Source organism: Bradyrhizobium sp. P3_C3 (genome assembly GCF_056402655.1).
Map to the genome: position 1 here is coordinate 76,051 of NZ_JBFUGY010000029.1, position 21,769 is coordinate 97,819.

The window sequence follows — 21,769 nt, forward strand, 5'->3', positions numbered from 1 at the left end:
GGAACAACGACGCCGCCCTCCCGAGAGGGCGGCGTTTTTGTTGATGCAGCGGCCCGCTTTATTTCTCCCAAGCCAGTCGAACTTTGTGTACCAATGGCGCCCAAGAACGCCTCGTACCAATGCCTCCGTACCAATGTTCGAAAAGGGAGAAGACAATGCGTGAAGCCGTCATCGTTTCCTATGCACGCACGGGCCTCGCCAAGTCCGGCCGCGGCGGGTTCAACATCACGCCGCCGATGTCGCTGGCCGCGCATGCCATTCACCACGCGGTCGACCGCGCCGGCGTCGAGAAGGACTATGTCGAGGATTGCTATCTCGGCAATTGCGCCCATGGCGCGCCGAACATCGGCCGTCAGGCCGCGCTGCTCGCGGGCCTGCCGACGACCACGGCAGGCGTCTCCGTGAACCGCTTCTGCTCGTCGGGCCTGCAGACCATCGCGATGGCCGCCAACTCGATCCGCTCCGACGGCGCCGACTGCATCGTTGCCGGCGGCGTCGAGAGCATCTCGATCCCGGGCGGCGGCTCGCCGAAGGAATCGATCGATCCGGAGCTGCTCAAGGTCGCGCCCGATATCTTCATGGCGATGATCGACACCGCCGACATCGTCGCCGAGCGCTACAAGCTCAGCCGCGAATACCAGGACGAGTTCTCGCTGGAATCGCAGCGCCGCATGGCTGCGGCCCAGCAGGCGAACAAGTTCAAGGACGAGATCGTCCCGATGAAGACCCGGATGAAGGTCGTCGACAAGGCGACCAAGGCGGAATCGATCGTCGACTACGTCGTCGATCGCGACGAGTGCAATCGCCCCGAGACCACGCTGGAAGGCCTCGCCAAGCTCGAGCCGGTGAAGGGCCCCGGCAAGTTCGTCACCGCCGGCAATGCCAGCCAGCTCTCGGACGGCGCCGCCGCCGTGGTGCTGATGGAAGCCAAGGATGCCGAGAAGCGCGGCCTCAAGCCGCTCGGCCGGTTCGTCGCCTGGGCAACCGCCGGCTGCGAGCCCGACGAGATGGGCATCGGCCCGGTGTTCGCGATTCCGAAGCTGCTGAAGCGCACCGGCCTGAAGATCGACGACATCGATCTGTGGGAGCTCAACGAAGCCTTCGCCAGCCAGTGCCTCTACTCGCGCGACAAGCTCGGCATCGATCCCGCCAAGTACAACGTCAACGGCGGCTCGATCGCGATCGGCCATCCCTTCGGCATGACCGGCGCGCGTCTCACCGGCCACATCCTCCAGGAAGGTGCGCGCCGCAAGGCCAAGTGGGGCGTCGTGACCATGTGCATCGGCGGCGGCCAGGGCGGCGCCGGCCTGTTCGAGATCTACAGCTGAGATAAGCCACATGAATGTGAAAGGCACGGCGCCGCAAGCGCCGTGCCTTTTTCGTTGCGGATCGATCGCCACGAAACTATACAGCTCGTGTCGGAAAAGGCAGATTTGGTCTGGTAAGCCCAAATCCTTTCGGTAACGAAAGCTCTGGTCTTTGGCCTTGTGCACGAGATCCCCGCGACGAACATCGGACGCCACCAGGGCGCCCAATCGTTCGTCCGTGTGATTCTCAAGCCCAGGGAACGCTCCGGTCGAACATCGACCTCAGGAGCGTCCCATGCACGATCAATCTTCGAATCCATACGACGTCGTCATTGCCGGTGCCGGTCCCGTCGGCCTGTTTCTCGCGTGCGAGTTGCGGCTCGCTGGTCTCCAGGTTCTGGTGCTGGAGCAATCGCAAGATTCGCATTCGGCCCTGAAGCAACTCCCGTTTGGCCTGCGCGGTCTTTCGATCCCCACACTCGAGGCCTTTCACCGGCGCGGCCTGCTGGAACAGATCGTGGCTGCGCAGCAGCTTGCCTCAGGCGCGATCAAGAGCGCAGCCCACTGGATGCAGCAGACGCGACGGCCCGCGGGTCATTTCGCCGGCATCCAGTTCTATCAGGACAACATCGATGTGACGAAGTGGTCCTGGCGTCTGCCAACGTCGGCCGATGCCAACCTTGCCGTCGATATGGAAACGCTCGAATCCGTTCTGGCTGCGCGCGCATGCAGCATGGGCGTCGAGATCCGGCGCGGTTTTGGCGTGAATGCCGTTGTCGCCTCGAGCGAAGACGTGACAGTGCAGGCGGCCGGCGAGACCTTCCGGGCACGCTGGCTTGTCGGATGCGACGGCGCCCGCAGCACGGTACGCAAGACTGGCGGCTTTGACTTCGTCGGCACCGACCCCGAGTTCACGGGCTATTCCATCGATGTCGAGCTGGCCGATCCGGACAAGCTTCGTCACGGCCGCAACTACACGCTCGCCGGCATGTATACCTATGCGCAGCCCGGGACGATCGCGATGGTCGATTTCGACGGCGGAGCTTTCCACCGGACCGAGCCGATCACGCGCGAGCATGTGCAGAGCGTCCTGCGTCGCGTCTCCTGCACCGACGTCACCGTCACGGCGCTTCGGCTCGCCGCCACCTGGACGGATCGGGCCCATCAGGCAACCACGTATCGCAGAGGGCGGGTGCTCCTCGCGGGCGACGCTGCTCACATCCACTCGCCGCTGGGCGGCCAGGGCCTCAATCTCGGTCTCGGCGATGCGATGAACCTGGGCTGGAAACTGGCGGCGACGATCCGCAGGCAAGCACCGGCCGATCTCCTCGACAGCTATTCGCGCGAGCGGCATCCTGTGGGCGCGCAAATCCTCGACTGGTCGCGCGCGCAGGTCGCGATCATGCGGCCGACACCGAGCACCCGCGCGCTCCAAGCCATCATTCGCGATCTCATCGAGACGCGGGACGGTGCGACCTATTTCGCCGGGCGCGTGCGCGGCGTTTCGCTCCGCTACGATCTCGGTGGCAGCCATCCGCTTGTCGGCCAGAGTGCTCCCGATTTCGAATTGGCTGACGGGACGACGGTCGGACAACGCCTCGGGCCGACGAAAGGGATATTGCTGGACTTCGGCGCCCGTGCACCCCTTCGGATGCTTGCAAGCCGCTGGAGCGACCGGATCACATATGTTGCCGATAACGCGAAGGACCGGCTGGGCCTGAGTGCTGTGCTGGCGCGCCCCGACGGCTTCGTCGCGTGGGCCTGCGACGGTACACCCGACTATGAGGAGGTTGCTCAGGCCGCGTCCCGATGGTTCGGCCAATCCATGGAGGCGCAAGGATTTCCCTGAGCACCACGCAGGTCAGCGCCAACATCAGCAGCGTGTGCCAGGGCGCCACCGAGACCGGCTCGGCCTCGTCCCAGCTGCTCTCCGCGGCGCAGTCGCTGTCGAATGAAAGCAACCGGCTCAACCTCGAGGTCGGCAAGTTCCTGGACACGGTGCGCGCGGCCTGATCGCGCGCCGCTCGCGACAGCAAGACGCATCTTGGACTAGGCAGCCGAAATAGTCTTCACGGTCGTCTCGGCTTGCTCGGCGAGCCAGTTCACGAACAATTCGACGCTGCGATCGCCGATCAGATCGGCTGGCCACTGGGCAACCTGAATTTTCGTGCACTCGACTGTGGGGTAATTGGCGAGTGCGGACACGAGGCGTCCAGACGAAACCGCATCTGCGATCAGAAGCGAGCGCCCCAGCGTCACGCCGGCCCCCTCGGCCGCAGCCGACATGCACATTCCCATGTCGTCCAGCGTCAGGCTGCCGGCGGCAGCGCCCGATTTCGGCAATCCCAGGCGTCTGAACCAGGAGGGCCAGCCCCAGTCGCCGGTCGCGTTGTCGCCTTTGTGGATGAGCGGCAGGGCCAGCAGGCCGTCGGGGTCGGTCAAGGGACGCCGCCGGGGCAACAGGTGCGGCGCGCAGACGGGAAAGATCCGCTCCCAAAACAGCGGCAATTGCGTCGACGTCCGCCGTGCGTCTTCGCTCGCGTTCCAGACAATTCGCACGTCGAGCGGCCGCCTTGAGCTGTCCCCTGTCTCCAGTGGTTTGAGATCAACGTTGATCGACGGATGTCGCGCCGTAAAATCCGGCAGGCGGCGGACGAGCCACCATGTTGCCAACGCCGAGCTCGCGCCTACGCGCAACGTCGTTCGGTTCGAGCGCCGCCGCACCTGAGCATCCAGCGCACCAAGCGCGTCGAGTGCTGCCGCAAGCTCCTGCCTGAGCTGCGCGCCGGCGGGTGTTATCCCGATCCCCGGGTTCTGCCGTTGCAACAATGCGACCCCGAAATGGTCCTCCAGCTTTCGGATCTGATGGCTGACCGCACTCTGTGTGACGCCCAGCTCCGCCGCGGCGCGTGTGAATGAACCATGGCGGGTGACGGCGTCGAACGCGACGAGGGGTGCGAAGGGTGGCAAGCGGCGTGGCATCTCGATCTCCTCAAGCCATGATACAGATTCATGAGCTTTTGAGGAACCATCATTCGACCAGAGCCTGTTGCCCGGCCATCCATGCGCCATGGAGGCCGAAACGATCATGCTCGACAAACCCCAGCAGAACGATGATGAAACGCGGAGCGCCAGTTGGCCTGCCGACGACGGCCGTCGCGGCAATCGCATGTCGCTGGAAACGGCGACGCTGCTTGCAGCGTGCTTGAGCGGCTTTCTGTTTCAAGTCGACCTGACCGCTCTGGCAGCTGCCTTGCCCGACATTGGCCGCGACCTCGGCGCCGCTTCCGCGCGAGCGGCCTGGGCCATCGACGTCTATAGCCTTGCTTTGATCTTCTGTCTGCCGATTGCAGGTAGCCTTGCCGACAGATACGGACGCGTTCAAATGTTCACTTGGGGTGCAGGGTTGTTTGGCCTGGCTTCTCTGCTGTGTGCGTGCGCGACCACGTTCGACGTTCTGCTGACATTCCGCACATTGCAAGGTATCGCCGGGGCCTGCCTCACCAGCACCTCGTCTGCGCTCCTTGCTGGTGCCTACGAGGGGCCTCGCCGCGCGCGGGCGTTTGGACTTTGGGGCACGATCGTCGGTGCCTCGATGGTCGCTGGCCCGCCGCTCGGATCGTTGCTGGCCGATACGATCGGGTGGCGTTGGATTTTTTGGGTCAACTTGCCGCTTTGCGCACTCTTGGTTGTTCTGGTGCTGTGCAGAATTGGCAATAGGCTCGACCAGCAGCGTTCGAGCGCCAAGGTGGATTGGTTCGGTGCTGGCCTTCTTGCGATCACGTCGGCGACGCTCGCGTTTATGTTGCTGGAAGCGCCCGCGCTCGGCGGCATCGCGTCGGCGACGTTCCTGGCGGGCCTCGCCGCTTCGGGGATTGCGCTGCTTTTGTTCGTTTGGGTGGAACACCGACACCCCAACCCGGCGTTCGATCTCAAGCTGTTCGGATCCCGGCAGTTCATCGCGATGTGCCTCGTCCCGATCGCGGGATCGACCGGATTCTGGTCGCTGCTCGTCTACGTGCCGCAATTGGCGCGCGGACCATTGGGTCTCAGCCCGCTTGGGGCGGGTTGGCTCCTGGTCGCGCTCACATTGCCGATGATGGTGTTGCCGCGCTATGGCGCGGCCTTGACGACCCGCATCCCGTCACGGTCGTTCTTCTGTGGTGGTCTCGCGCTTATCGGGATGGCTGACCTGGCGCTTGGTGCGATCTCCGGCGCAAATGCGGGGCCGCACACGTTGGCAATGACCGTCATCGCGTTGCTGGTCAGCGGATCAGGCTGTGCCGTGATCAACGCTCAGATCACCGCCGCCGCCGTGTCGGCGGTTCCAGGCGATCGTGCGGCGACCGCATCGGCCATTTGCGTCACGATGCGCCAAATCGGTTTCAGCTTCGGGATCGCGCTTCTGGGCGCGGCCCTGCAACTCAGCCCGAATGGCGACTATCTCGCCGCGTTCATCGCTGCAGGCGCATCGACCCTTGCCCTGACCGCCATCGTCTATTGGCTCATGGACGGGAAACAGGCTGCATAGCGGCGCGCGCCGTGCCGCTTTTGTTTGTGCTTCTTCTAACTGGCGAGCTCTCTCAACGCGGGTCGTCCCGGCCTAGTGCGCAATTGCGCACGGGGGGCCGGGACCCATAACCACGGGGGGAAGTTGGGCGAAGATTCGTCGTTCGGTACTCCTACCGCCCATCGAGAGATTCCGCGGTATGGGTCGCGGCCTTCGCCGGGACGACGATGTGGTGGAAGCTATGCGCCACGCACTCAACCGTCATCGCCCGGCTTGACCGGGCGATCCAGTACTCCGAGAAAGTCGTTATTGAATCGAGAGGCCGCGGCGTACTGGATGCCCCGGTCAAGCCGGGGCATGACAGTGTCGCCAATCGCAAAGGGCTTCCGCCTTAGCCCTTAAGCCCCCACAGCCACCGGTGCGAACACCACCTCGATCAGCGTGCCGGAATTGCCCGCGCTCTTGATGTTGAACTGGGCGCGGTTGGCTTCGACCAGGGCCTTGGTCAGTGACAGGCTCAGCGCCGAACTGTCCGCGGCATCGCCGGGCGGTGGCGTGCGGAACGGCTCCATCGCGGCGGCGACCTCGCGCTCGCTCAGGCCGTGGCCGGTGTCGCGGATGCGCAGGGCAATCTCGCCGCGGTCGGTGAGCGCGGTCGAGACGATGACCTGGCCGCCGGCGCTGGCGAGCCGGATCGAGTTCGAGATCAGGTTCATGGTGATCTGCCGCATCGCGCGCGCGTCCGCGCTCACCTGCGGCAGCGCATGCCCGAGCGAGGTGCGGATGATGATGCGCTCGCGGTTGGCCTGCGGCTGCATCACCGTGACGCAGGCTTCGACGAGATCGTTGAGGTTGAGGTTGGCAAAATTGAGATCGAGCTTGCCGGTCTCGATCCGCGACAGCTCCAGCAGATCGTCGATGATGGTGATGACGCGCTCGCCGGAGGCGCGGATGTCCTTCATGTATTCGCCGTAGCGCTCGTTGCCGAGCGTGCCGAAGCGCTCGGAGATCATCACCTCGGCGAAGCCGATGATGGCGTTGAGCGGCGTGCGGATCTCGTGGCTGATCCGCGCCAGCATGTCGGCCTTGGCATTCGCCGCGCCGTCGGCGAGACGGCGGGCGCTCTTGAGCTCGCTCTCGCCCTTCTTGCTCTGCGAGAGGTCGCGGAACACGGCGAAGAAGTTCGGGCCGTCGGGCCTGGTGCGACCCATGATCATGGCGAGCGGAATCACGCCGCCCTTCTTCTCGCGCCCCAGCACCTCGCGGCCGTGGTCGAGCAGGCTCGCGATGTCCTGGCTCTTGAGGCTTTCGAGATAGTCGAACACGATTTGCTGGCTCTCCGGCGCGAACAGCGTCACCAGGTTCCGCTGCATCAGCGTTTCGCCGTCATAGCCGAACAGCGCTTCGGCGCTGCGGTTGCAGGCGTGGATGTTGCCTTCGGCATCGAACATGACGATGCCCTCGGCGGTGGTGTCGAGGATCGCGGCGAGATCCTGGGCGTCGGCATCGCCGGCCTCGGGCTCGAGCTCGGGCGCGTAGGGGAAGGATTCTGCGACGACGGGTTCGACGACGACAGGCGGCGCGACGACGGGCGCAGCAACGACTGTTGCCGCTTGCGGCAGCGCGCAGATCAGCGCATGCGCGCTCGCGCCGTCCCAGTCGATCGTGTGCAGATGCGCTTCGGTGGTCGGAAGCGGCTCTTGGCCGTTCGCCACCGTCGCGCTGATCGTCACCGGCGTGCCTGCTTGCGACGTGCTGCTCGCCGCCGACACGCCCGGCTCGACATAGAGCGCATCGAGCCCGCCGGCATCCTCCAGCGCGCCCAGGCTGGAATAGCCCATGCGCGCGAGGAAGGCGGGGTTGGCGTAGAGCAGCCGATCGAGCCGGTAGATCAAAACGCCCGTCGGCAGCAGATCGAGCAGTGCGCGGTCGCGCAAGCTGTGGCCCTGCGCGGGCGGCGCCGGTTCGGTCAGCCATTCGGCCGGCGCGTGCGGCGCCTCGGGCTCCGGCATCGGAGGTTCGGGCGTGGTTTCCGCCGTCGGCGGCGCGGCCGAGACGGCGGCGATCGTCTCGCGTTCGCGTTCGAGCCGCTCGGACAATTGCCGGGCGAGCTCGTTGAACGCGCTGTTCTCGACCGGAGTCAGCGTCGGCGATCGCGCATCGCCGGGCGGGCGGAACGGCACGACATTGGGAGGCGTTTCCACTGATGTTTCCAGATCGGTTGGATGTGAATTCGCGTCGGCTACGGGTTCGGGCAGTTCAGGTTCAGGTGTCGGCTCAGGCTCAGGCTCAGGCTCGGGTGCGGGCGGCTCGCTCGGCGGCGGCGGCGCCTCCGCCACGGGCTCCGGCTCGGGATCGAGTTCGACGACGTCGGCAGAGAGGCCGTGCTGTGCAGGCGGCGCGGCGAACAGCTCAAAGCGCCTGAGCGCATCGAGCCGGTTCAGGCCGTCGAGATCGCGACAGACGCCAAAACCCCTGAAGCCCGCGAAATTGCGCTCGCGGTCGTAGACCGGCAGGCCCGCGAGCTCGACCGGCAGATGCTCGCCGCCGTCGGCCGGCCAGTTCACGGTGATCCCGGCCCAGGTGTCGTGGCTTGCAAGCGCCTGCGCGACGCGGCCATCAGGATCGAGCGCAAATTCGTCGGCGATCTCGCGCCAGGGGCGGCCGAAGCCGGCGGCGGTGTGCGCACCGATCAGGTGGATGAACTCGTCTGAGCCGAGCACAAAGCGCCCCTCCGCATCCACCTGCCACAGGAAGCGCAGCGGATGCTGACGCGGTGCGGACGGCTCCGCTGGCGGCGGTTCGACCATGTGTGAGGTGATCGGCGCGGCCTGCGGCGACACAATGGCCTCTCGCGGGTTTTCAACCGGAGTTTTGGGCGCGGCGTCGATCGTTTCGCCGATCATGTCCCGGGCAGGCGCTTCGGCCGCCTCCTGGATCGTGACGACCTCCGGCATCGCGTCGCTCGAGGCGTGCGCGTCCGCGATCGCCTCCGATGGCGGGACGGTCTCGCTCGGAGCCGGCGTTTCGACCGGCTCGGCGAAGGCGTCGAACAGCGCGATTCCGGAGGCGCCCTCGTTCGGCCGCGCAGGCCGCGCATGGTCCGGCACCGCAGCCGGAGGGACCGGCGGAGCGTCGGGCGCGGGCTGAGCATCTTGTTCGCGCGCGCTATTCTCTTCGACATCGGGCGCCGCCGGCCGGGCGGCAGGCTCGATCAGCGCGACCAGGCCGACATCGGCGCCGATGCCGACCCGTTGCAGCACCATCTGGCCGATGCCGATCGGCGTCTCGGCGCGGCCTTTCGCCAGCGCATCGCTGCGGGCCTGGTCGAGGCCGGCATCGCCGAGATCGCGGAAGCCGAGCAGGGAGCGGGCGGCCTCGCTGGCGCCGACGAACAGGCCGTCGGGCGCGAACGCCGCCATCGGCACCTTGGCGCCCTCGACGAGACGATGCAGGCGCTCGACCAGCGGCATGGAGCGCAGGGTCGGATCCATCGCGGTGACGAGCACGCCGGAGCTTCCATCGGCGAAGTCGAGGCGGACGCAGGCGCAGGTCATCAGCGTGCCCAAGCGGGCGCCGAAGCCCTGCAGCCGTTCCAGCCTGATCGCGCCGCTCGGCGCCAGCCGGCGCGCGAGCCGGGCGACCTGGCGGCGATGGCTGTCCGCGGGGCCGAAGGTCCTGTCCGCGAGCGCTGTGCCATTGGCCGCGCCAAACAGCCTTGCGCCGACCGGATTGGCCCAGAGCACGCGCGTGCCGTCGATCGACCAGAGCCAGGCGGGCAACGGAGAGGTCGCGTGCACGGCCAGCCGGGGATCGCCCACGCCTCGCAACTGGAAATCCGAACTCGTCATCCGACCGGCTTCAAGTCTCGCTTGTCAGCATCAGGGTGCAAGGCTGCCGGAATGACAGCCTTAAGAAAGGGTTAGTATCGCGCGCAGGCGCAGGCAGGTCCACGGCTCCGGTCTACACGGCCAAGCCTAAAGCCGCGATAACCTTAATGTAGCCGCCCCCGCAAGCCGCAGCCCAACGGCATCCGCAGGATTCGCGGGCGGGGCAGCCCAGCGAAATGCGCCAGATCGTCAGCGGCATCACAGGTGCCCATCCTCCCCTGGAGGGGGAGGATCGGTTCGCATGGAGCGAAGCGCAATGCGAACCGAGGTGGGGTGACAGTCTCTCAATGGAGGCGGTGCCCGAGTGGAGAGATCACCCCACCCCGCTCGCGCTTCGCGCGATCGACCCCCGAGCGAGCTCCGCTCGTCTCGACCCCTCCAGGGGAGGGTAAGACGGCCGCCCTCGGCTCACACCAGACTACCTCAACCCAGGGTTCCCTCATGCGGAACCCTCATCCTCACCGCGATTAAATTTCGCGGCGCAGCCCGGATCACGTTTGCGTTGCACAATGTTGACATCTTAGGCAGCGATAGTGATCGGCGCTGGGCGAGCCATCTTTTTGTATCGCGTTCCAGTGTTCGTTCCCGCTGAATTTGAGGCCTAGGTCGGGGCCGGCGGGCGCGCCAGAAGGCTCACTCCATTTTTTCTTTATCGTGAGGGACATCATGACAGGTGCGACTGATCCGTTTTCTGCCTCGATCATTCCGTTCGAGGTTCCCGAGCAGATGCGTGCGTTCGCCGAAAAGGGCGTGTCGCAGGCCCGCGAGAGCTACGCCAAGTTCAAGGACGCGGCCGAGACCCACAACGGCACCGTTGAGGCCGTGTTCACCTCCGCCAACAAGGGCGCGAGCGAGTACACCGCCAAGCTGGTGGAGTTCATGAAGGCCAACACCAGCGCCCAGCTGGACTTCGCCCAGCAGCTGTTCGGCCTCAAGTCGCCGGCGGAAGCGCTGGAGCTGTGGACCGGCCACACCCGCACCCAGCTCGAGACCTTCCAGTCCCAGGCCAAGGAGCTGGCCGAGCTGACCCAGCGCGTCGCCGCCGAGACCGTCGAGCCGATCAAGGCCTCTGCCTCGAAGTTCTACAAGCCCGCCGCCTGATTAGGCCGGCTGGTTTAAATTAAGAAACCCGGGCCTAGAGCCCGGGTTTTGCTTTGGAAATAACCTCGTCGGAAGCGCGATTCTCGGGTTTTGCGGCCTTGCCAAAAACGCCCGTTGCACCTAGTTTCCGCCCCGTCCAGCCCCCCTTAGGTCGACGGCCCGTCCAGGCCGCCCAAGGCGGCTCGCAAGGATGCAGTTGTAGCTCAGTTGGTTAGAGCGCCTGTCTGTGGAACAGGAGGTCGGTGGTTCGAGCCCACCCAACTGTACCAAGATTGCGGATAACACCGCGTTCCCAGCATCTTACTGATAGACCAGCAGGATTTGCGCCGCCTAAAATACAAAAGGCTGCACAAATGGCGTTGCGAATGGTCGCGTTGAATCGAGCCGCAGATGGTCGGTGGTTCGCCCGTAAGGGCATCCCCGAGGACGTACGCGAGGACTACCAACGGCTCTATGGGCACAAGCGCGAGGCGCACCTCAAGCTTCCGGCCGGTACGCCTAAGCACGAAGCCAAGGCCCGCCTCGGAGAGTGGGAGGCCGAGGTCGAAACCCGCATCGCGACCCTGCGAGCCCAAAGGAATGGCGAGGGTCAACCACTCACCAAGCTCAACGCAATCGCGCTTGCGGGCCGTTGGTACAACTGGTTCGTGAAGCAGCACGAGGCCGATCCAGGGAAGCCAAAGTACTGGCGGGACTTCAGCGATCACGTCGTGTGGAATGTGATCCGCCCAGAGGCGCCTGACGAGTACGAAGAGGATCCAGGGTCCGACCCTCACGCAGATTGGCAATATGACCCAGAGGTGCGGGAAGCCGTGAGGCCGCAGATTGCTGAATTGGCGCGGGTCGCAACCTTCCTCGCCAACGAGGGGAAGGCGTTGAACCTTACCGCGCATGCGCTGTTCGTGGACGCTGTCAGCGACAATCTGTTGCCCGCAATCCAGCTATTGGAGAAGCGCGCGAATGGCGACTACGCCCGTGACGAGAGGCCCGATACCTTCCCGCCGTTCGCAGACGGGGCGCCGCGCTCGCCCAGTGTGAGTTGCTGGGAGCTTTTTGAGGCTTTCGTGCTTGCAACAAAGCCGGCGCCGAAGACGGTGACCCGTTGGCGGGCCGTTTTCCTTGAGATGCAGCGAGAGTGGTCCCTCCGACCTAGCTCCGGAAGGCCTAGCATGTAGAACGCCGGGCGCACGTTTTAAGGCCGCTAGACCCCTTCCGCCCTCGGCGAAATCATCACCGATACGAGTTTCGAAACGTGTATCCGGGTTGTGGTGGATCAGTTGCTGACCTTGATTGCTGATGATGATCGAAGTGTGCTCAATTGAAAACGCGCTTTGCCATTTCATCGAATGGGACAGCAGTGCTCGCTTGAAGAGCATCGCCGCCAGTCACATTTCATAGGGATCGGGGATCGTTGGCCCGGCACACTGGCAACGCACCCACCGGCCCTCATTGAAGGTCGCGTGCGTCCAATAAGAGCGAGTACGGGCTGCGTTCGAGCACCGCTCGACACAGTACCTCTACGCAAACGCAACGGCACGAGCCGTCGAGGGAGACCTTGGCGGCTTTTGCGTGTGGCAGGCCTCCTGTGATTGACAGTTGAGCGAACCCGTGTCGACCCTTCGGCGCTGTCTGTGGGAACAGGAGGTCGGTGGTTCGAGCCCACCCAACTGTACCACCGTTGCGGATAAGTCCGCTTTCCCAGCAACTTACTGATAGGCCTGATGTATTTGCGCCGCCTAAAATACAAAAGGCGCTACAAATGGCATTGCGGATGGTTGAGTTAGTTCGAGCGAAGGGTGGCGGCTTTATCGCTCGAAAAGGTATCCCGGCCGATGTGCGCGACGACTATGGGCGCTTGTATGGGGTGCGCTGGGAAGCTCAGCTTCGGATACCGAGCGGGACGCCAATCCCCTTTGCGAAGTCACAGCACGGCGAGTGGTTAGCTGAGATTGAGACCCGTATCGCTGCATTACGGGCGCATAGGAATGGCGAAGGCCAGCCTCTCACCCGGCTTAACTATAGCGCTCGCTGGGCGCTGGTACGTTTGGTTCGTGAAGCAGCACGAGGCCAATCCTGGTCCCGCGAAATACTGGCGGGAGTTCGGTGACCATCTCGTGTGGAAGGTCATCTACCCCGAGGCGCCCGATAGCTACCACGAAGGCCCTTATATGGACAGCTTTGCAACCTGGTTGTAACTTTCCAAAGGTTGACGTTCGGAGGAACGGTGGACGGTGGCAGACACGCCCCTAAACGACGCTCCGAAGTTGAACGATAGCAAATCCGCATCGTTCTCCACTCGTCTGCGTCTTCGCCTTGGGAAACTCGGCGCGATCATTGCGTCCGTTGCTGCGGTTGGTGCTGTGGTCGGCGGGCTCGCGGGCTACTGGCACGCGTGGGACATTTTGCACAGCCACGTCGGCAGAGATACGACCACGACCACGACTGCCGCGTCCACCGGTCTGATCGTCTCGAAGGGGCCTTCAGTAGCTGTATTGCCTGTTTCGAGCCCCATTGCCGCGCCGGGGCTTGGTTCGTTTGCCGACAGGGTAACCCAACAACTTGCATCCTCCCTCGGGAGGTTCAGCACTTTGCGAGTGATACCGCGCGCAACCGCTGCAAACTTTCTAAAGGAAGGTGATGATGCCATCAAAGCGGCCCGGAAGGCGCAAGTCGACTATCTGGTGAGCGGTGAGGTTCACCCATTGGGCGGCGGTGCTCGCGCGAATATCCACGTTTCGGACCTGCGCACTGGTACAGAGATTTGGTCGAAGTCCTTCGATGCGAATGCCGAAGGCGTGCAAACGGAAACGTCCGCGTACGAAATTGGCGACGCCGCCGCCGTGCAGATTGGTGGCTACCCCGGCGCAATTATGAACGCAGATTACTCGCAATCCCAGAACAAGCCGGTCTTCGAACTCAGTCCATATGAATGTATTGTTCATGCGGTAGTCGGGTCTGTACGTGGATTGTCATCCGCAATTCTGAAAGCGTTAGAGTGCTCCAAGCGACTTACCGAGCGACAGCCGAATAACGCATTCGCGTGGTCAGCACGCGCCACTGTTCTTTTTAACCAAAGAAGCATGGGGATCGGTCTACCTTCCGACCAAATTCAACACACCGATAAGCGTCTGTATTTGAACGAGGAAATCTTACGGGGCGCGACACGGGCCGTTGAGCTTGCACCCGACGATGCGTTCGCTCAAAGAACCTACGCTCTGGCGATGAGTACCAAATGTCAAATCCACCTGTACCGACAAGAATTGGAAAAGGCCCTCGCGCTCAATTCCAACGATGCGCGAACCCTCTCAGGAGGTATGTGGCTCGCCTTCATGGGGGACTGGGATGACGGGACCGCAATGGCCGAAAAGGCCATTCGCTTGGCGGGTCCCAATGCCTCGTTTGCTTGGTGGTTAGCGCCCGCAAAGCGACACTGGTGGAAAGGCGAATATCAACAGGCGCTTGAGGATTTCCGGCACGCCTACCTTGAGGGTTTTTGGCTCAGTCATCTCGATCAGGCGTACGCGCTGCCGTTTCTCGGTCGGTTCGACGAGGCCAAGGCGGAGGTCGGAAAGCTGCTGAAATTGCGCCCAGATTTCACCATTCGCGAGGCCGACAGTTATTATCGAATGTTCTGCTTTCAGCCCGAATACATCGAGAAGATGAACAGCGCGCTACGGCAGGCAGGGCTGCCAGAATAGAGAAGAAGCTCTGGGAGCCGGCGCACAGCAGGCAAGTGCCTTCCCTATTAGATGGTCGTGAAGCTTCAGTGCCAGTCGTGAGTTACGGTGACAGTGCACGAAACTCCGCCTCCGATCTGTCGGGCGTGCCTCCGTTGCCGTCCGGGAACATGAATCGGTGCAGTGTCACCGAAATCCCGGAAATGCCTTCCCGCTATCCATGTTCATAACGTTCTTCGGAATTCCAGCTTGCGTCGCAACCAGACGCCATTTTCTTCGGAATTCGGCCGGGGACCACGGCAGCCCATTTGTGTCGCAAATAATGAGGGGGCCCTCATCAGGAAGGTCAGCCCGCGTCAGTCTGTCCACGGAGGTGTCGGCATAGACGGCCAGCTCTTTCATGATCATCGGGCTACCCTTCAAATCAAATCTGCGCTCCCGTCCGCGCCTATCGACAGAATGCAGGATGATTTCTTCATCTATGTCGGACCAAAGCAGACCTCCGTGCCAGCTTTGTTTGAGCCCTTCGACTGTGCGTCGTACGCTTCCCGCGCCGGCTTGGCCAGCGGGTACCCATTCTCCTATGACGGCCTTCTGGTTCAGTCGCAATTCAAATTGGAAGGCTTGCGCTAGGGCGATAGAATACCAGCCGAAGTGTTCGCGCGCACTGGTTCGGACTAGCTCCGCCTGCTCAGGTGACAATGCGGTGCTCCGTGCAGTAGATCTCTCGAATTGCATTTCACTCAATGCATCAGAGAGTCGGCGGCATTCTTTGTCTTCAAGAATAATTGCGCCGAAACGAAATATCACACGTAGCCGACTGATAAGTGAATGAGCTTTGGCGATCTTGCCATTACCAAGCCAGCCCTCATGCCACGCTAACAAGTCGCGAGAGCGAATCTTCCTCAGAGAACAAGCCCCGTGTTCACGCGTGATCTGCGACAGAAGACGTTCGTGCCTTACGCGCACGCCGTGGCTCAACTTGAGAAAAGAAGATTGCCGATCAGTGCGGTAAGAATCGATCAGTTCACTTAGTGTGTCCGTCATCTGGATGCTCAAGTTCTAAAATAAATCGATATAACAACTGCGATGATAACGATCGCCCCAAGAATTCCAAGAACGCCTTCAGCGCGGATTTGAGTGCCAAGAAACCTTATGTCGAGTCGTTGTGGATGCCGCATGATGTTTCCTCAGTTGGGTGTAGGAGTCGAGCGATACGTCCTGATTGACCGCATTGTTCGGCTGACACGCAACGAAGATTGGCGACAAAAATGAATGACAGCAAATTCAATAGTTTATGGCGATCTGCTTGCCTGCACGCTCTATGCAGAAGAGCGCTGAAGCACTTTTTGTTCGTTCGCTATACCGGCATCGCTTTGAGAAGCCTGCAAAATCAGCGCGCGGATTCATTCGCGAGCCGATTCGGTAGCCAACGTTAGCTACACGCCGCATTCGACCATGTGACAAGTCAATGAGTTAGGATCATACGCGCTCTTTGCCGTAGAGCGCGGATGACTGACTAAAGCGACTTCGTAATTGCGGTGGCGATGCATGAAATTCGCGTCGCGCTGGGGCCTGCCGGCTTGGCCGGTTCGGGTCCTCTCGTTTGCTCAACGCGTGCCTACCTCACCCCCGCCACCACCGGCAACGTCACCGCAGCCAGCAGCGTGCCCAGCGCCACCGCCCCCGGCACCGGGTTCACCTGCCGCTGATACTGAACCACAAAGATGTACGCGTTCGCACCGGTCGGCATCGCTGCGAACAGCATGATCACGCCGTACCGGCGGCAGGTTGAACAGCTTTGCCAGCACGAACGCGACCATCGGGCGTCGCCAGAAGCTTTAGCGCGCCCATCACTGCGATGCTGCTCGCCTTTGATCTCGAAGCGGAAGAAATGCGCAGAGTGATTGGCTGCGTCAACATTTCTGGCTTGGTTTGATCATCCTTGGCGATGTAGCCTGATTGCGCGTTGCGATCTGCGTCGATGGCCGTATTCATCCCAATGACATCGGCCGCATCACGTCTAGCCTTCCCGAGGAAATTCGAGCGCAACAATCGTTGGGGATCTCATGTCGAACTCCGATCTCGCGTTGTCGATTGCGCTCGGTGTCGGTCTTGCGGCCGCGACGGGCTTCCGGGTGTTCCTGCCGATGCTGGTTGCCAGCGTGGCCGCTTACTCGGGTTCGCTTCCCTTGGGCGACGGTTTCGCATGGCTTGGAACACCTGCTGCAATGCTCATGCTTGGCGTGGCCGCGCTCCTGGAGGTTGGTGCGTATTTCATTCCCGGCGTGGATAATGTGCTCGATGTCATCGCCGCGCCTGTCGCCATGATCGCCGGAGCCATCCTGTCGGCGGCGACCATGGCAGACCTTCCGCCGATGATGAAATGGACGGCCGCCATCGTCGCGGGGGGCGGCGCGGCCGGCATCGTGCATGGCGTCACCGCCGCCGTGCGGGCCAAATCGACGGTCCTGACGGCTGGCCTCGGCAACTCAACCGTTGCGACCGCCGAACTGGGCGGTGCACTCCTCGTATCGCTTCTTGCCCTGGCTGCGCCGGTTGCCGCCTTCGTGCTCGTCGTTCTGATACTCTGGCTGGCGATACGTTTGATCCTGCGCTTGCGGAGGTCAGCTCCTCGCACGGATCAACCGGGATGACCGCGTGACTGCTCGTGCGGCTACCTCACCCCCGCCACGATCACCACCACCACCGGCAGCGTCACCGCCGCCAGCAGCGTCCCCAGCGCCACCGCCCCCGACACCGGGTTCACCAGCCGTTGATACTGCGCCGCGAAGATGTAGGCGTTCGCGCCGGTCGGCATCGCCGCGAACAGCACGATCACGCCGGCCGCGACCGGAGGCAAACCGAGCAGCTTTGCCAGCACGAACGCCACCGCCGGCATCGCCAGCAGCTTGAGCGCGCTCATCGCGGCGACGCTCAGCATCTCGCCTTTCACCTCGAACCGAAACAGATTGATGCCGAGCGCGATCAGCGCCGCCGGCGATCCCGCCTGCGCGAGCAACTCGATCGTTCGGTCGACGACGGGATTGAGGCCGAGGCCGGTAAAACGCCAGACCACGCCGAGGCCGATTCCCAGCATGAGCGGATTGCGCGCGAGATCCGCGAGCACTGGGCGGACGACCGACAGAACCGAGCCCGTCCGCTTGCGGCTGACAAGCTCCATCTGGAGGATGCCGCAAAGCCAGAGCAGCGGCGTGTTCACCGACAGGATCAGCGACATCGGGCCAGCGGCCTCGTTGCCGAGCGCTGAGAGCACCAGCGGAATGCCGAGCATCACGATGTTGCCGTAGACCGAGCCGATCGCGAACACGACGCCGTCCTCGCGGTCCTCGCGCCGTTCGCGCAAGCATGCCGAGATCGCCAGCGCGGCGATCCAGGTGATGGCGAGCGCGCCGTAATAGGCGCCCCACATCCGCCAGGGGCTGACATCGGGGAATTCCGACACGACGATGGTGCGGAACAGCAGCGCCGGAATGGCGATGCTGAAGGCGAATTCGGAGATGCCCTTGTGCGCCGTCTCGGAGACGAAGCGAAACAGCACCGACGCATAGCCGGCCGCGATCAGAGCAAACACCGGCGCGACGATCAACACTGTGGCCATGCGCCCCTCATCTCACGGGGACATCACACGACCACCCCACGTCCTCGATCATGCCATCATGCCGCTGTTTTGCCCGACGAGTCAAATCGATTTCGTAAAATCCGTAAATGGCCGCCGTGGCCTGGCTACTGTGCATGGGGTTGTTTTCGCGTTTTCTTGTTGGACCGAAGCTGAAGCCGCGCGCGGACCCGATCTCGCCAATTCTGCCAAAGGCTTAGCCTGATATTGCGACATCGTGCCCGGGATGGGCCCGCGTCGGGCCGATCGGCCTGTTGCCCGGAGCGCACAGGTTGCCGTTTTCGCTTCAGGCCTCGTTGCCAACGAACGCCCGTTCACCCACTATTCGCTCTGACTCGACATGTGGGGGGATCGATGCTGGCGCTCCGTTTCAAAAAATCCTTGGCTGCTGCGATCTCGGGCATTGCGCTCGCCGTCCTGGTCCATCCCGGCGCCGGCTTCGCCTACACGCAGGAGGAGCAGCAGGCCTGCTCGCCGGACGCGATGCGGCTGTGCGGCGAGTTCGTTCCGAACGTCGATGCCATCACCGCCTGCATGATCCAGAAGAAGGCGCAGCTCTCGCCGCAGTGCAAAGTGTTCTTCCGCCAGGGACCCGAGCCCGGCGAGGCCCGCGCCGGTAAGCCGACGGCCAAGAAGAGCACCAAGCCTTCGCAGAAGGCGGCCAAGAAGAAGAAATCCAGCGAAAGCTGAGCGCGGGACCTGCGTTCTTTCTTTGAAGCTCGTCATGTCAGGGCAAACGCGCGAAGCGCCGTCGCGTCGGTGTCCTCTGCATGTGTGTTGCCGGCATCAGCTGCGCGCCAGCCTCCGGACTCCTTTTGTTCGCCTCGCCGTGCGGACGCCTGCGACAATTACCAGCGCGTTCGACGGAAAAGAGTCGCGAGAGGGTTTGCGCGGCGAGGTTGCATTCCGTTTTTCCCGCGTTGCTGCCGAAAAAGCGTGGGATTGCCGGCGTGAAGGGCGTTTCGTTGCGATTGGTATCCTGGTCGCGCGAAGCAGTGTGACTCAAAAGCCAACACGTCTTGTTATTTCGTGGCTCTGAGGCAACTGCCGGTAAATTTTTCTTTCCCGAATCAGCGTGGTGATTCATTTTCGTGATCTGGGGTCAATCTGGAGGCCAGAGGTATGAACGTAATTGTTTTTGCATCGCGTAAAGGCGGCTCGGGCAAGAGTACCCTGGCCGCACATCTCGCCGCGCAGATCAAGGCGAGCAAGCAGGTGATGCTCGTGGACGCGGATCCGCAGGGCTCGCTCACGCTGTGGCACAAGCTGCGCGGCACCAACGAGCCGCCGATCAAGGCTGCCGTGAACTCGGTCAGCGGTATCGTCTCCGCTGCCAAGCGCGACGGTTATGAATGGGTGTTGATCGACACGCCGCCGAATCTGTCGGCCGTCGTCGATGACGCGATCAAGAACGCGACCATGGTGGTCATTCCGGCACGTCCCGGCGTGTTCGACGTCAAYGCGGTGCAGGAAACCATCCAGATGTGCCGCGCGGCGCGCAAGCCCTACGCGGTCGTGCTCAACGGTGCGCCGGCGCGCCGCGACGAGTCCGAAAGCCCGATCGTTACCATCGCCCGCGAGGCGCTGGCGAAATTCCGCGCGCCGGTGTGGGGCGGCCAGATCACCAACCGTTCGGATTTGCTGATGGCGCTCAGCCACGGCGAAGGCGCGCGCGAGTATCAGGCCGAGAGCCGTGCGGCCCAGGAAATCGCAAGGCTGTGGGCGGCGATCGAGCGTTCAGTGAAGGCTATTCGCGGCACGGCGTCGGCATCCGGCGCAATGCACAAGCAGGCGGCATAATTTTCATAAATCATTCCCCCGGACGGAAAGCGCGCGGAAGTCCGCGCGTTTTGCGTTTCGGCCCGGTGGAGACGCGTTATGCCACCATCAGCATGTAGAACACGATGACCGGCGACAGCGTCAGGATCACCGACCAGATGCCGGCGGCCCAGAGAATGTCCTCGGTGGTAAAGCTCTGCTGTCCGGCGTCGTAATGCGACGCCACTTCATTCTGGATATTCACAAAACGCCCCCGCGATTTCTTCGCTTATGGGCGCCAGTGATAGCCGCGATGTTTTAACATTCCGGGTCGCAATTTCGGGCGCATTCGAACACAGGTGCTACCACGGATTAACCATGCCGGCGCGGTGCGCGCGTTCGCGCGGGGGTAACTACGGGGCACGTTCTTACCCTCCCCCTCCAGGGGAGGGTGAAGGGCTCGCGCCGCCGCTAAACCCACTCACTGTATTTCCTTCTGATCTCGTCGATGTAGTCCGCGCGCGATTTCACCTCATCCGCGGTCAATCCGATATCGCGCCGCAGCCAGTCGGATAACTCGCTCGCATATGAAACGCGTTCCCATGCCGCCTTCAGCGCTTCGCGCCATTGACGAATGTCCATAGGTCGATCTCTTTCCGGATTGAGATGATGTCGAGCGGACACGACGCTGCCTTCCCTCTCCCGCACGGGGAGAAGGGGGTGGCGGCGTGCGTGTGAAGAGAGGAAGCGGAGGCGCTACGCGGCGACTTTCATCCGTCGCTCGATCTCGCGGTCGATCTGGGCTGCGAGCTCGCTGCTCACTTCGACCATCGGCAGGCGCACTTCGGGGCTGTCGATGAGGCCGCACCGCCACAGCCAGTACTTCGCGGGCGCCGGGCTCGGCTCGGTGAACAACAGGCGCGTCAGCTCGGCGACCTCGTGCCAGCGCGCCTGCGCCGCGTCGTGGTTGCCTCGCTTCACCTCGGCATGCACGGCGGCAAACGTCGCGGTCTCGACATGGGCGGACAGCACGATGCCGCCGTCGGCGCCGTCGGTGAGCGCCTCAAGGTAGTTCGCGTCCTCGCCGGTGAGCACGCGAAAGCCCTTCGGCCTGTCGCGCAGGAGCGCGACGGATTGCTCGCGGTTCGCGCCGCAATCCTTCAGCCCGACGATGTTCCGATGTTCGGCAAGCCGCAGCAGCGTCTGGTTGGTGATGTTGACCGAGGTGCGATAGGGGATGTTGTAGAGCGCGATCGGCCACGCCGCGTGATCGGCAAGGGCTTCGAAATGAGCCAGGAGCCCGCGCTGCGAGGGCCGCACATAATAGGGGCTCGCGATCAGATAACCGTCGATCGGCCAGTCCGCGGTCTCGTCGAGGCGTTCCTTCAGCCGCGAAGTGTCCGCGCCCGACAGTCCGAGGCAGATCGGCGGCGTGCGGCGCCCCGCCGCCATCTCGTCGCGTACGATGGCGACGAGGCGCTCGAGCTCGGTCTCGCGCAGCGTCATGCCTTCGCCTGAGGTCGCCCCCAGGATGAAGCCGTCGACGGCCTGCCCGCTGTAATGTCGCGTCAGCCGCCGCAGCGACCTCTCGTCGAGAGCGCCGTCGCGAAACGGCGTCACCAGCGGCAGCCAGAGTCCGTGCAAATGATCTTGTAGACCGGTCATGTTCCATCTCCTTCTCGGGAAAAAAACCTGAGACGGAGGGCACATGAAAAAACCCCGTCCAGGCGGCGGGGTTTCGGGATTTGCTTGCGATGACGAAGCTGTGTTAGCGCGCGCAAAAATCCGAGGTCCCCGGATGGGGGCCTTTTTTCGAGGCGACTGCCTTGAACGAGATTGCGCACGACTTCGTGATCATTCGCAAATGATGCGGGGTGTACGTGGAA

Annotated in this window: 20 protein-coding genes and 1 tRNA gene; 12 read left to right on the forward strand and 9 right to left on the reverse strand. The window is 63.1% G+C overall.

Annotated elements, in window-relative coordinates; genetic code table 11:
• Window positions 1-155 precede the first annotated feature (155 nt).
• The 3 genes from AC1DW2_RS28485 (at window position 156) to AC1DW2_RS28495 (ending at window position 3,320) form a co-directional block, all read left to right on the forward strand.
• On the forward strand, window positions 156-1,328 hold the full coding sequence (locus AC1DW2_RS28485) for a thiolase family protein (protein ID WP_477007687.1): 1,173 nt from the start codon (window positions 156-158) through the stop codon (window positions 1,326-1,328).
• A 274-nt stretch (window positions 1,329-1,602) separates the two neighbouring features.
• Window positions 1,603-3,156, forward strand: coding sequence for an FAD-dependent monooxygenase (locus AC1DW2_RS28490; RefSeq protein ID WP_477007688.1), 1,554 nt, complete (start codon window positions 1,603-1,605; stop codon window positions 3,154-3,156).
• Window positions 3,117-3,320 carry a hypothetical protein gene (locus AC1DW2_RS28495; protein ID WP_477007710.1) on the forward strand — a complete coding sequence of 68 codons (204 nt, stop codon included), beginning with the start codon at window positions 3,117-3,119 and terminating at the stop codon, window positions 3,318-3,320. The genes AC1DW2_RS28490 and AC1DW2_RS28495 overlap by 40 nt, the downstream gene beginning before the upstream one ends.
• Before the next feature lie 36 nt (window positions 3,321-3,356).
• Here the strand turns inward: AC1DW2_RS28495 and AC1DW2_RS28500 are convergent, their stop codons facing one another.
• Window positions 3,357-4,397 (reverse strand): LysR substrate-binding domain-containing protein, encoded by a 1,041-nt coding sequence (locus AC1DW2_RS28500; protein WP_477007689.1) that lies wholly within the window; start codon window positions 4,395-4,397, stop codon window positions 3,357-3,359.
• On the opposite strand from AC1DW2_RS28500, the gene AC1DW2_RS28505 reads away from it, so the two are divergent.
• Window positions 4,396-5,838, forward strand: a complete 1,443-nt coding sequence (locus AC1DW2_RS28505; RefSeq protein WP_477007690.1) for an MFS transporter — start codon at window positions 4,396-4,398, stop codon at window positions 5,836-5,838. The genes AC1DW2_RS28500 and AC1DW2_RS28505 overlap by 2 nt on opposite strands.
• 377 nt (window positions 5,839-6,215) lie before the next feature.
• Here AC1DW2_RS28505 and AC1DW2_RS28510 read toward each other — a convergent pair whose 3' ends face one another.
• On the reverse strand, window positions 6,216-9,668 hold the full coding sequence (locus AC1DW2_RS28510; RefSeq protein WP_477007691.1) for a PAS domain-containing protein: 3,453 nt from the start codon (window positions 9,666-9,668) through the stop codon (window positions 6,216-6,218).
• A gap of 705 nt (window positions 9,669-10,373) precedes the next feature.
• On the opposite strand from AC1DW2_RS28510, the gene AC1DW2_RS28515 reads away from it, so the two are divergent.
• From AC1DW2_RS28515 to AC1DW2_RS28535, 5 genes are all read left to right on the forward strand, one after another.
• Window positions 10,374-10,808: a phasin gene (locus tag AC1DW2_RS28515; protein ID WP_063985516.1), complete on the forward strand. Its 435-nt coding sequence runs from the start codon at window positions 10,374-10,376 to the stop codon at window positions 10,806-10,808.
• Window positions 10,809-11,000: 192 nt separating this feature from the next.
• Window positions 11,001-11,077, forward strand: a tRNA-His gene (locus AC1DW2_RS28520).
• Window positions 11,078-11,173: 96 nt separating this feature from the next.
• The gene (locus tag AC1DW2_RS28525) at window positions 11,174-11,983 is read left to right on the forward strand and encodes a hypothetical protein (protein WP_477007692.1); all 810 of its coding nucleotides are present in this window, start codon (window positions 11,174-11,176) and stop codon (window positions 11,981-11,983) included.
• Window positions 11,984-12,793: 810 nt separating this feature from the next.
• Entirely contained in the window at window positions 12,794-13,003 is a 210-nt protein-coding gene (locus AC1DW2_RS28530) for a hypothetical protein (RefSeq protein WP_477007693.1), read from the forward strand.
• Window positions 13,004-13,039: 36 nt separating this feature from the next.
• The gene (locus AC1DW2_RS28535; protein WP_144030685.1) at window positions 13,040-14,506 is read left to right on the forward strand and encodes a tetratricopeptide repeat protein; all 1,467 of its coding nucleotides are present in this window, start codon (window positions 13,040-13,042) and stop codon (window positions 14,504-14,506) included.
• Between the two features lie 165 nt (window positions 14,507-14,671).
• On the opposite strand, the gene AC1DW2_RS28540 is transcribed toward AC1DW2_RS28535, so the two are convergent.
• The 3 genes from AC1DW2_RS28540 to AC1DW2_RS28550 form a co-directional block, all read right to left on the reverse strand.
• Window positions 14,672-15,532 carry a hypothetical protein gene (locus AC1DW2_RS28540; RefSeq protein ID WP_477007694.1) on the reverse strand — a complete coding sequence of 287 codons (861 nt, stop codon included), beginning with the start codon at window positions 15,530-15,532 and terminating at the stop codon, window positions 14,672-14,674.
• 574 nt (window positions 15,533-16,106) lie between these two features.
• Complete coding sequence (locus tag AC1DW2_RS28545; RefSeq protein ID WP_477007695.1) at window positions 16,107-16,253, reverse strand: hypothetical protein; 147 nt, start codon at window positions 16,251-16,253, stop codon at window positions 16,107-16,109.
• Window positions 16,254-16,255: 2 nt separating this feature from the next.
• Window positions 16,256-16,483, reverse strand: a complete 228-nt coding sequence (locus AC1DW2_RS28550) for a hypothetical protein (RefSeq protein WP_477007696.1) — start codon at window positions 16,481-16,483, stop codon at window positions 16,256-16,258.
• Between the two features lie 71 nt (window positions 16,484-16,554).
• Here AC1DW2_RS28550 and AC1DW2_RS28555 point away from each other — a divergent pair, with 71 nt between their 5' ends.
• The gene (locus AC1DW2_RS28555; protein ID WP_477007697.1) at window positions 16,555-17,142 is read left to right on the forward strand and encodes a DUF4126 domain-containing protein; all 588 of its coding nucleotides are present in this window, start codon (window positions 16,555-16,557) and stop codon (window positions 17,140-17,142) included.
• Between the two features lie 20 nt (window positions 17,143-17,162).
• On the opposite strand, the gene AC1DW2_RS28560 is transcribed toward AC1DW2_RS28555, so the two are convergent.
• Window positions 17,163-18,107, reverse strand: a complete 945-nt coding sequence (locus AC1DW2_RS28560) for an AEC family transporter (RefSeq protein ID WP_247315369.1) — start codon at window positions 18,105-18,107, stop codon at window positions 17,163-17,165.
• Window positions 18,108-18,479: 372 nt separating this feature from the next.
• On the opposite strand from AC1DW2_RS28560, the gene AC1DW2_RS28565 reads away from it, so the two are divergent.
• Together AC1DW2_RS28565 and AC1DW2_RS28570 are read left to right on the forward strand one after the other, a co-directional pair.
• Complete coding sequence (locus tag AC1DW2_RS28565; RefSeq protein WP_477007698.1) at window positions 18,480-18,815, forward strand: hypothetical protein; 336 nt, start codon at window positions 18,480-18,482, stop codon at window positions 18,813-18,815.
• A 432-nt stretch (window positions 18,816-19,247) separates the two neighbouring features.
• Window positions 19,248-19,925 (forward strand): ParA family protein, encoded by a 678-nt coding sequence (locus tag AC1DW2_RS28570; RefSeq protein WP_028150667.1) that lies wholly within the window; start codon window positions 19,248-19,250, stop codon window positions 19,923-19,925.
• A gap of 76 nt (window positions 19,926-20,001) precedes the next feature.
• Here AC1DW2_RS28570 and AC1DW2_RS28575 read toward each other — a convergent pair whose 3' ends face one another.
• The 3 genes from AC1DW2_RS28575 to AC1DW2_RS28585 all read right to left on the reverse strand — a co-directional run bounded on the left by AC1DW2_RS28575 (window position 20,002) and on the right by AC1DW2_RS28585 (window position 21,548).
• On the reverse strand, window positions 20,002-20,148 hold the full coding sequence (locus AC1DW2_RS28575; RefSeq protein ID WP_014492080.1) for a hypothetical protein: 147 nt from the start codon (window positions 20,146-20,148) through the stop codon (window positions 20,002-20,004).
• A gap of 206 nt (window positions 20,149-20,354) precedes the next feature.
• Window positions 20,355-20,525, reverse strand: coding sequence for a hypothetical protein (locus AC1DW2_RS28580; RefSeq protein ID WP_477007699.1), 171 nt, complete (start codon window positions 20,523-20,525; stop codon window positions 20,355-20,357).
• Window positions 20,526-20,639: 114 nt separating this feature from the next.
• Window positions 20,640-21,548 carry a 4-hydroxy-tetrahydrodipicolinate synthase family protein gene (locus tag AC1DW2_RS28585; RefSeq protein WP_477007700.1) on the reverse strand — a complete coding sequence of 303 codons (909 nt, stop codon included), beginning with the start codon at window positions 21,546-21,548 and terminating at the stop codon, window positions 20,640-20,642.
• Window positions 21,549-21,769: the final 221 nt, after the last annotated feature.

Coding starts and splice junctions, on each gene's coding strand:
- AC1DW2_RS28525 (WP_477007692.1), top strand. CDS start 11,174: ATGGTCGCGTTGAATCGAGCCGCAGATGGTCGGTGGTTCGCCCGTAAG.
- AC1DW2_RS28510 (WP_477007691.1), bottom strand. CDS start 9,668: ATGACGAGTTCGGATTTCCAGTTGCGAGGCGTGGGCGATCCCCGGCTG.
- AC1DW2_RS28545 (WP_477007695.1), bottom strand. CDS start 16,253: ATGCTGTTCGCAGCGATGCCGACCGGTGCGAACGCGTACATCTTTGTG.
- AC1DW2_RS28500 (WP_477007689.1), bottom strand. CDS start 4,397: ATGATCGTTTCGGCCTCCATGGCGCATGGATGGCCGGGCAACAGGCTC.
- AC1DW2_RS28490 (WP_477007688.1), top strand. CDS start 1,603: ATGCACGATCAATCTTCGAATCCATACGACGTCGTCATTGCCGGTGCC.
- AC1DW2_RS28555 (WP_477007697.1), top strand. CDS start 16,555: ATGTCGAACTCCGATCTCGCGTTGTCGATTGCGCTCGGTGTCGGTCTT.
- AC1DW2_RS28515 (WP_063985516.1), top strand. CDS start 10,374: ATGACAGGTGCGACTGATCCGTTTTCTGCCTCGATCATTCCGTTCGAG.
- AC1DW2_RS28540 (WP_477007694.1), bottom strand. CDS start 15,532: ATGACGGACACACTAAGTGAACTGATCGATTCTTACCGCACTGATCGG.
- AC1DW2_RS28505 (WP_477007690.1), top strand. CDS start 4,396: ATGCTCGACAAACCCCAGCAGAACGATGATGAAACGCGGAGCGCCAGT.
- AC1DW2_RS28550 (WP_477007696.1), bottom strand. CDS start 16,483: ATGAATACGGCCATCGACGCAGATCGCAACGCGCAATCAGGCTACATC.
- AC1DW2_RS28530 (WP_477007693.1), top strand. CDS start 12,794: ATGGCGAAGGCCAGCCTCTCACCCGGCTTAACTATAGCGCTCGCTGGG.
- AC1DW2_RS28560 (WP_247315369.1), bottom strand. CDS start 18,107: ATGGCCACAGTGTTGATCGTCGCGCCGGTGTTTGCTCTGATCGCGGCC.
- AC1DW2_RS28585 (WP_477007700.1), bottom strand. CDS start 21,548: ATGACCGGTCTACAAGATCATTTGCACGGACTCTGGCTGCCGCTGGTG.
- AC1DW2_RS28485 (WP_477007687.1), top strand. CDS start 156: ATGCGTGAAGCCGTCATCGTTTCCTATGCACGCACGGGCCTCGCCAAG.
- AC1DW2_RS28495 (WP_477007710.1), top strand. CDS start 3,117: ATGGTTCGGCCAATCCATGGAGGCGCAAGGATTTCCCTGAGCACCACG.
- AC1DW2_RS28565 (WP_477007698.1), top strand. CDS start 18,480: ATGCTGGCGCTCCGTTTCAAAAAATCCTTGGCTGCTGCGATCTCGGGC.
- AC1DW2_RS28580 (WP_477007699.1), bottom strand. CDS start 20,525: ATGGACATTCGTCAATGGCGCGAAGCGCTGAAGGCGGCATGGGAACGC.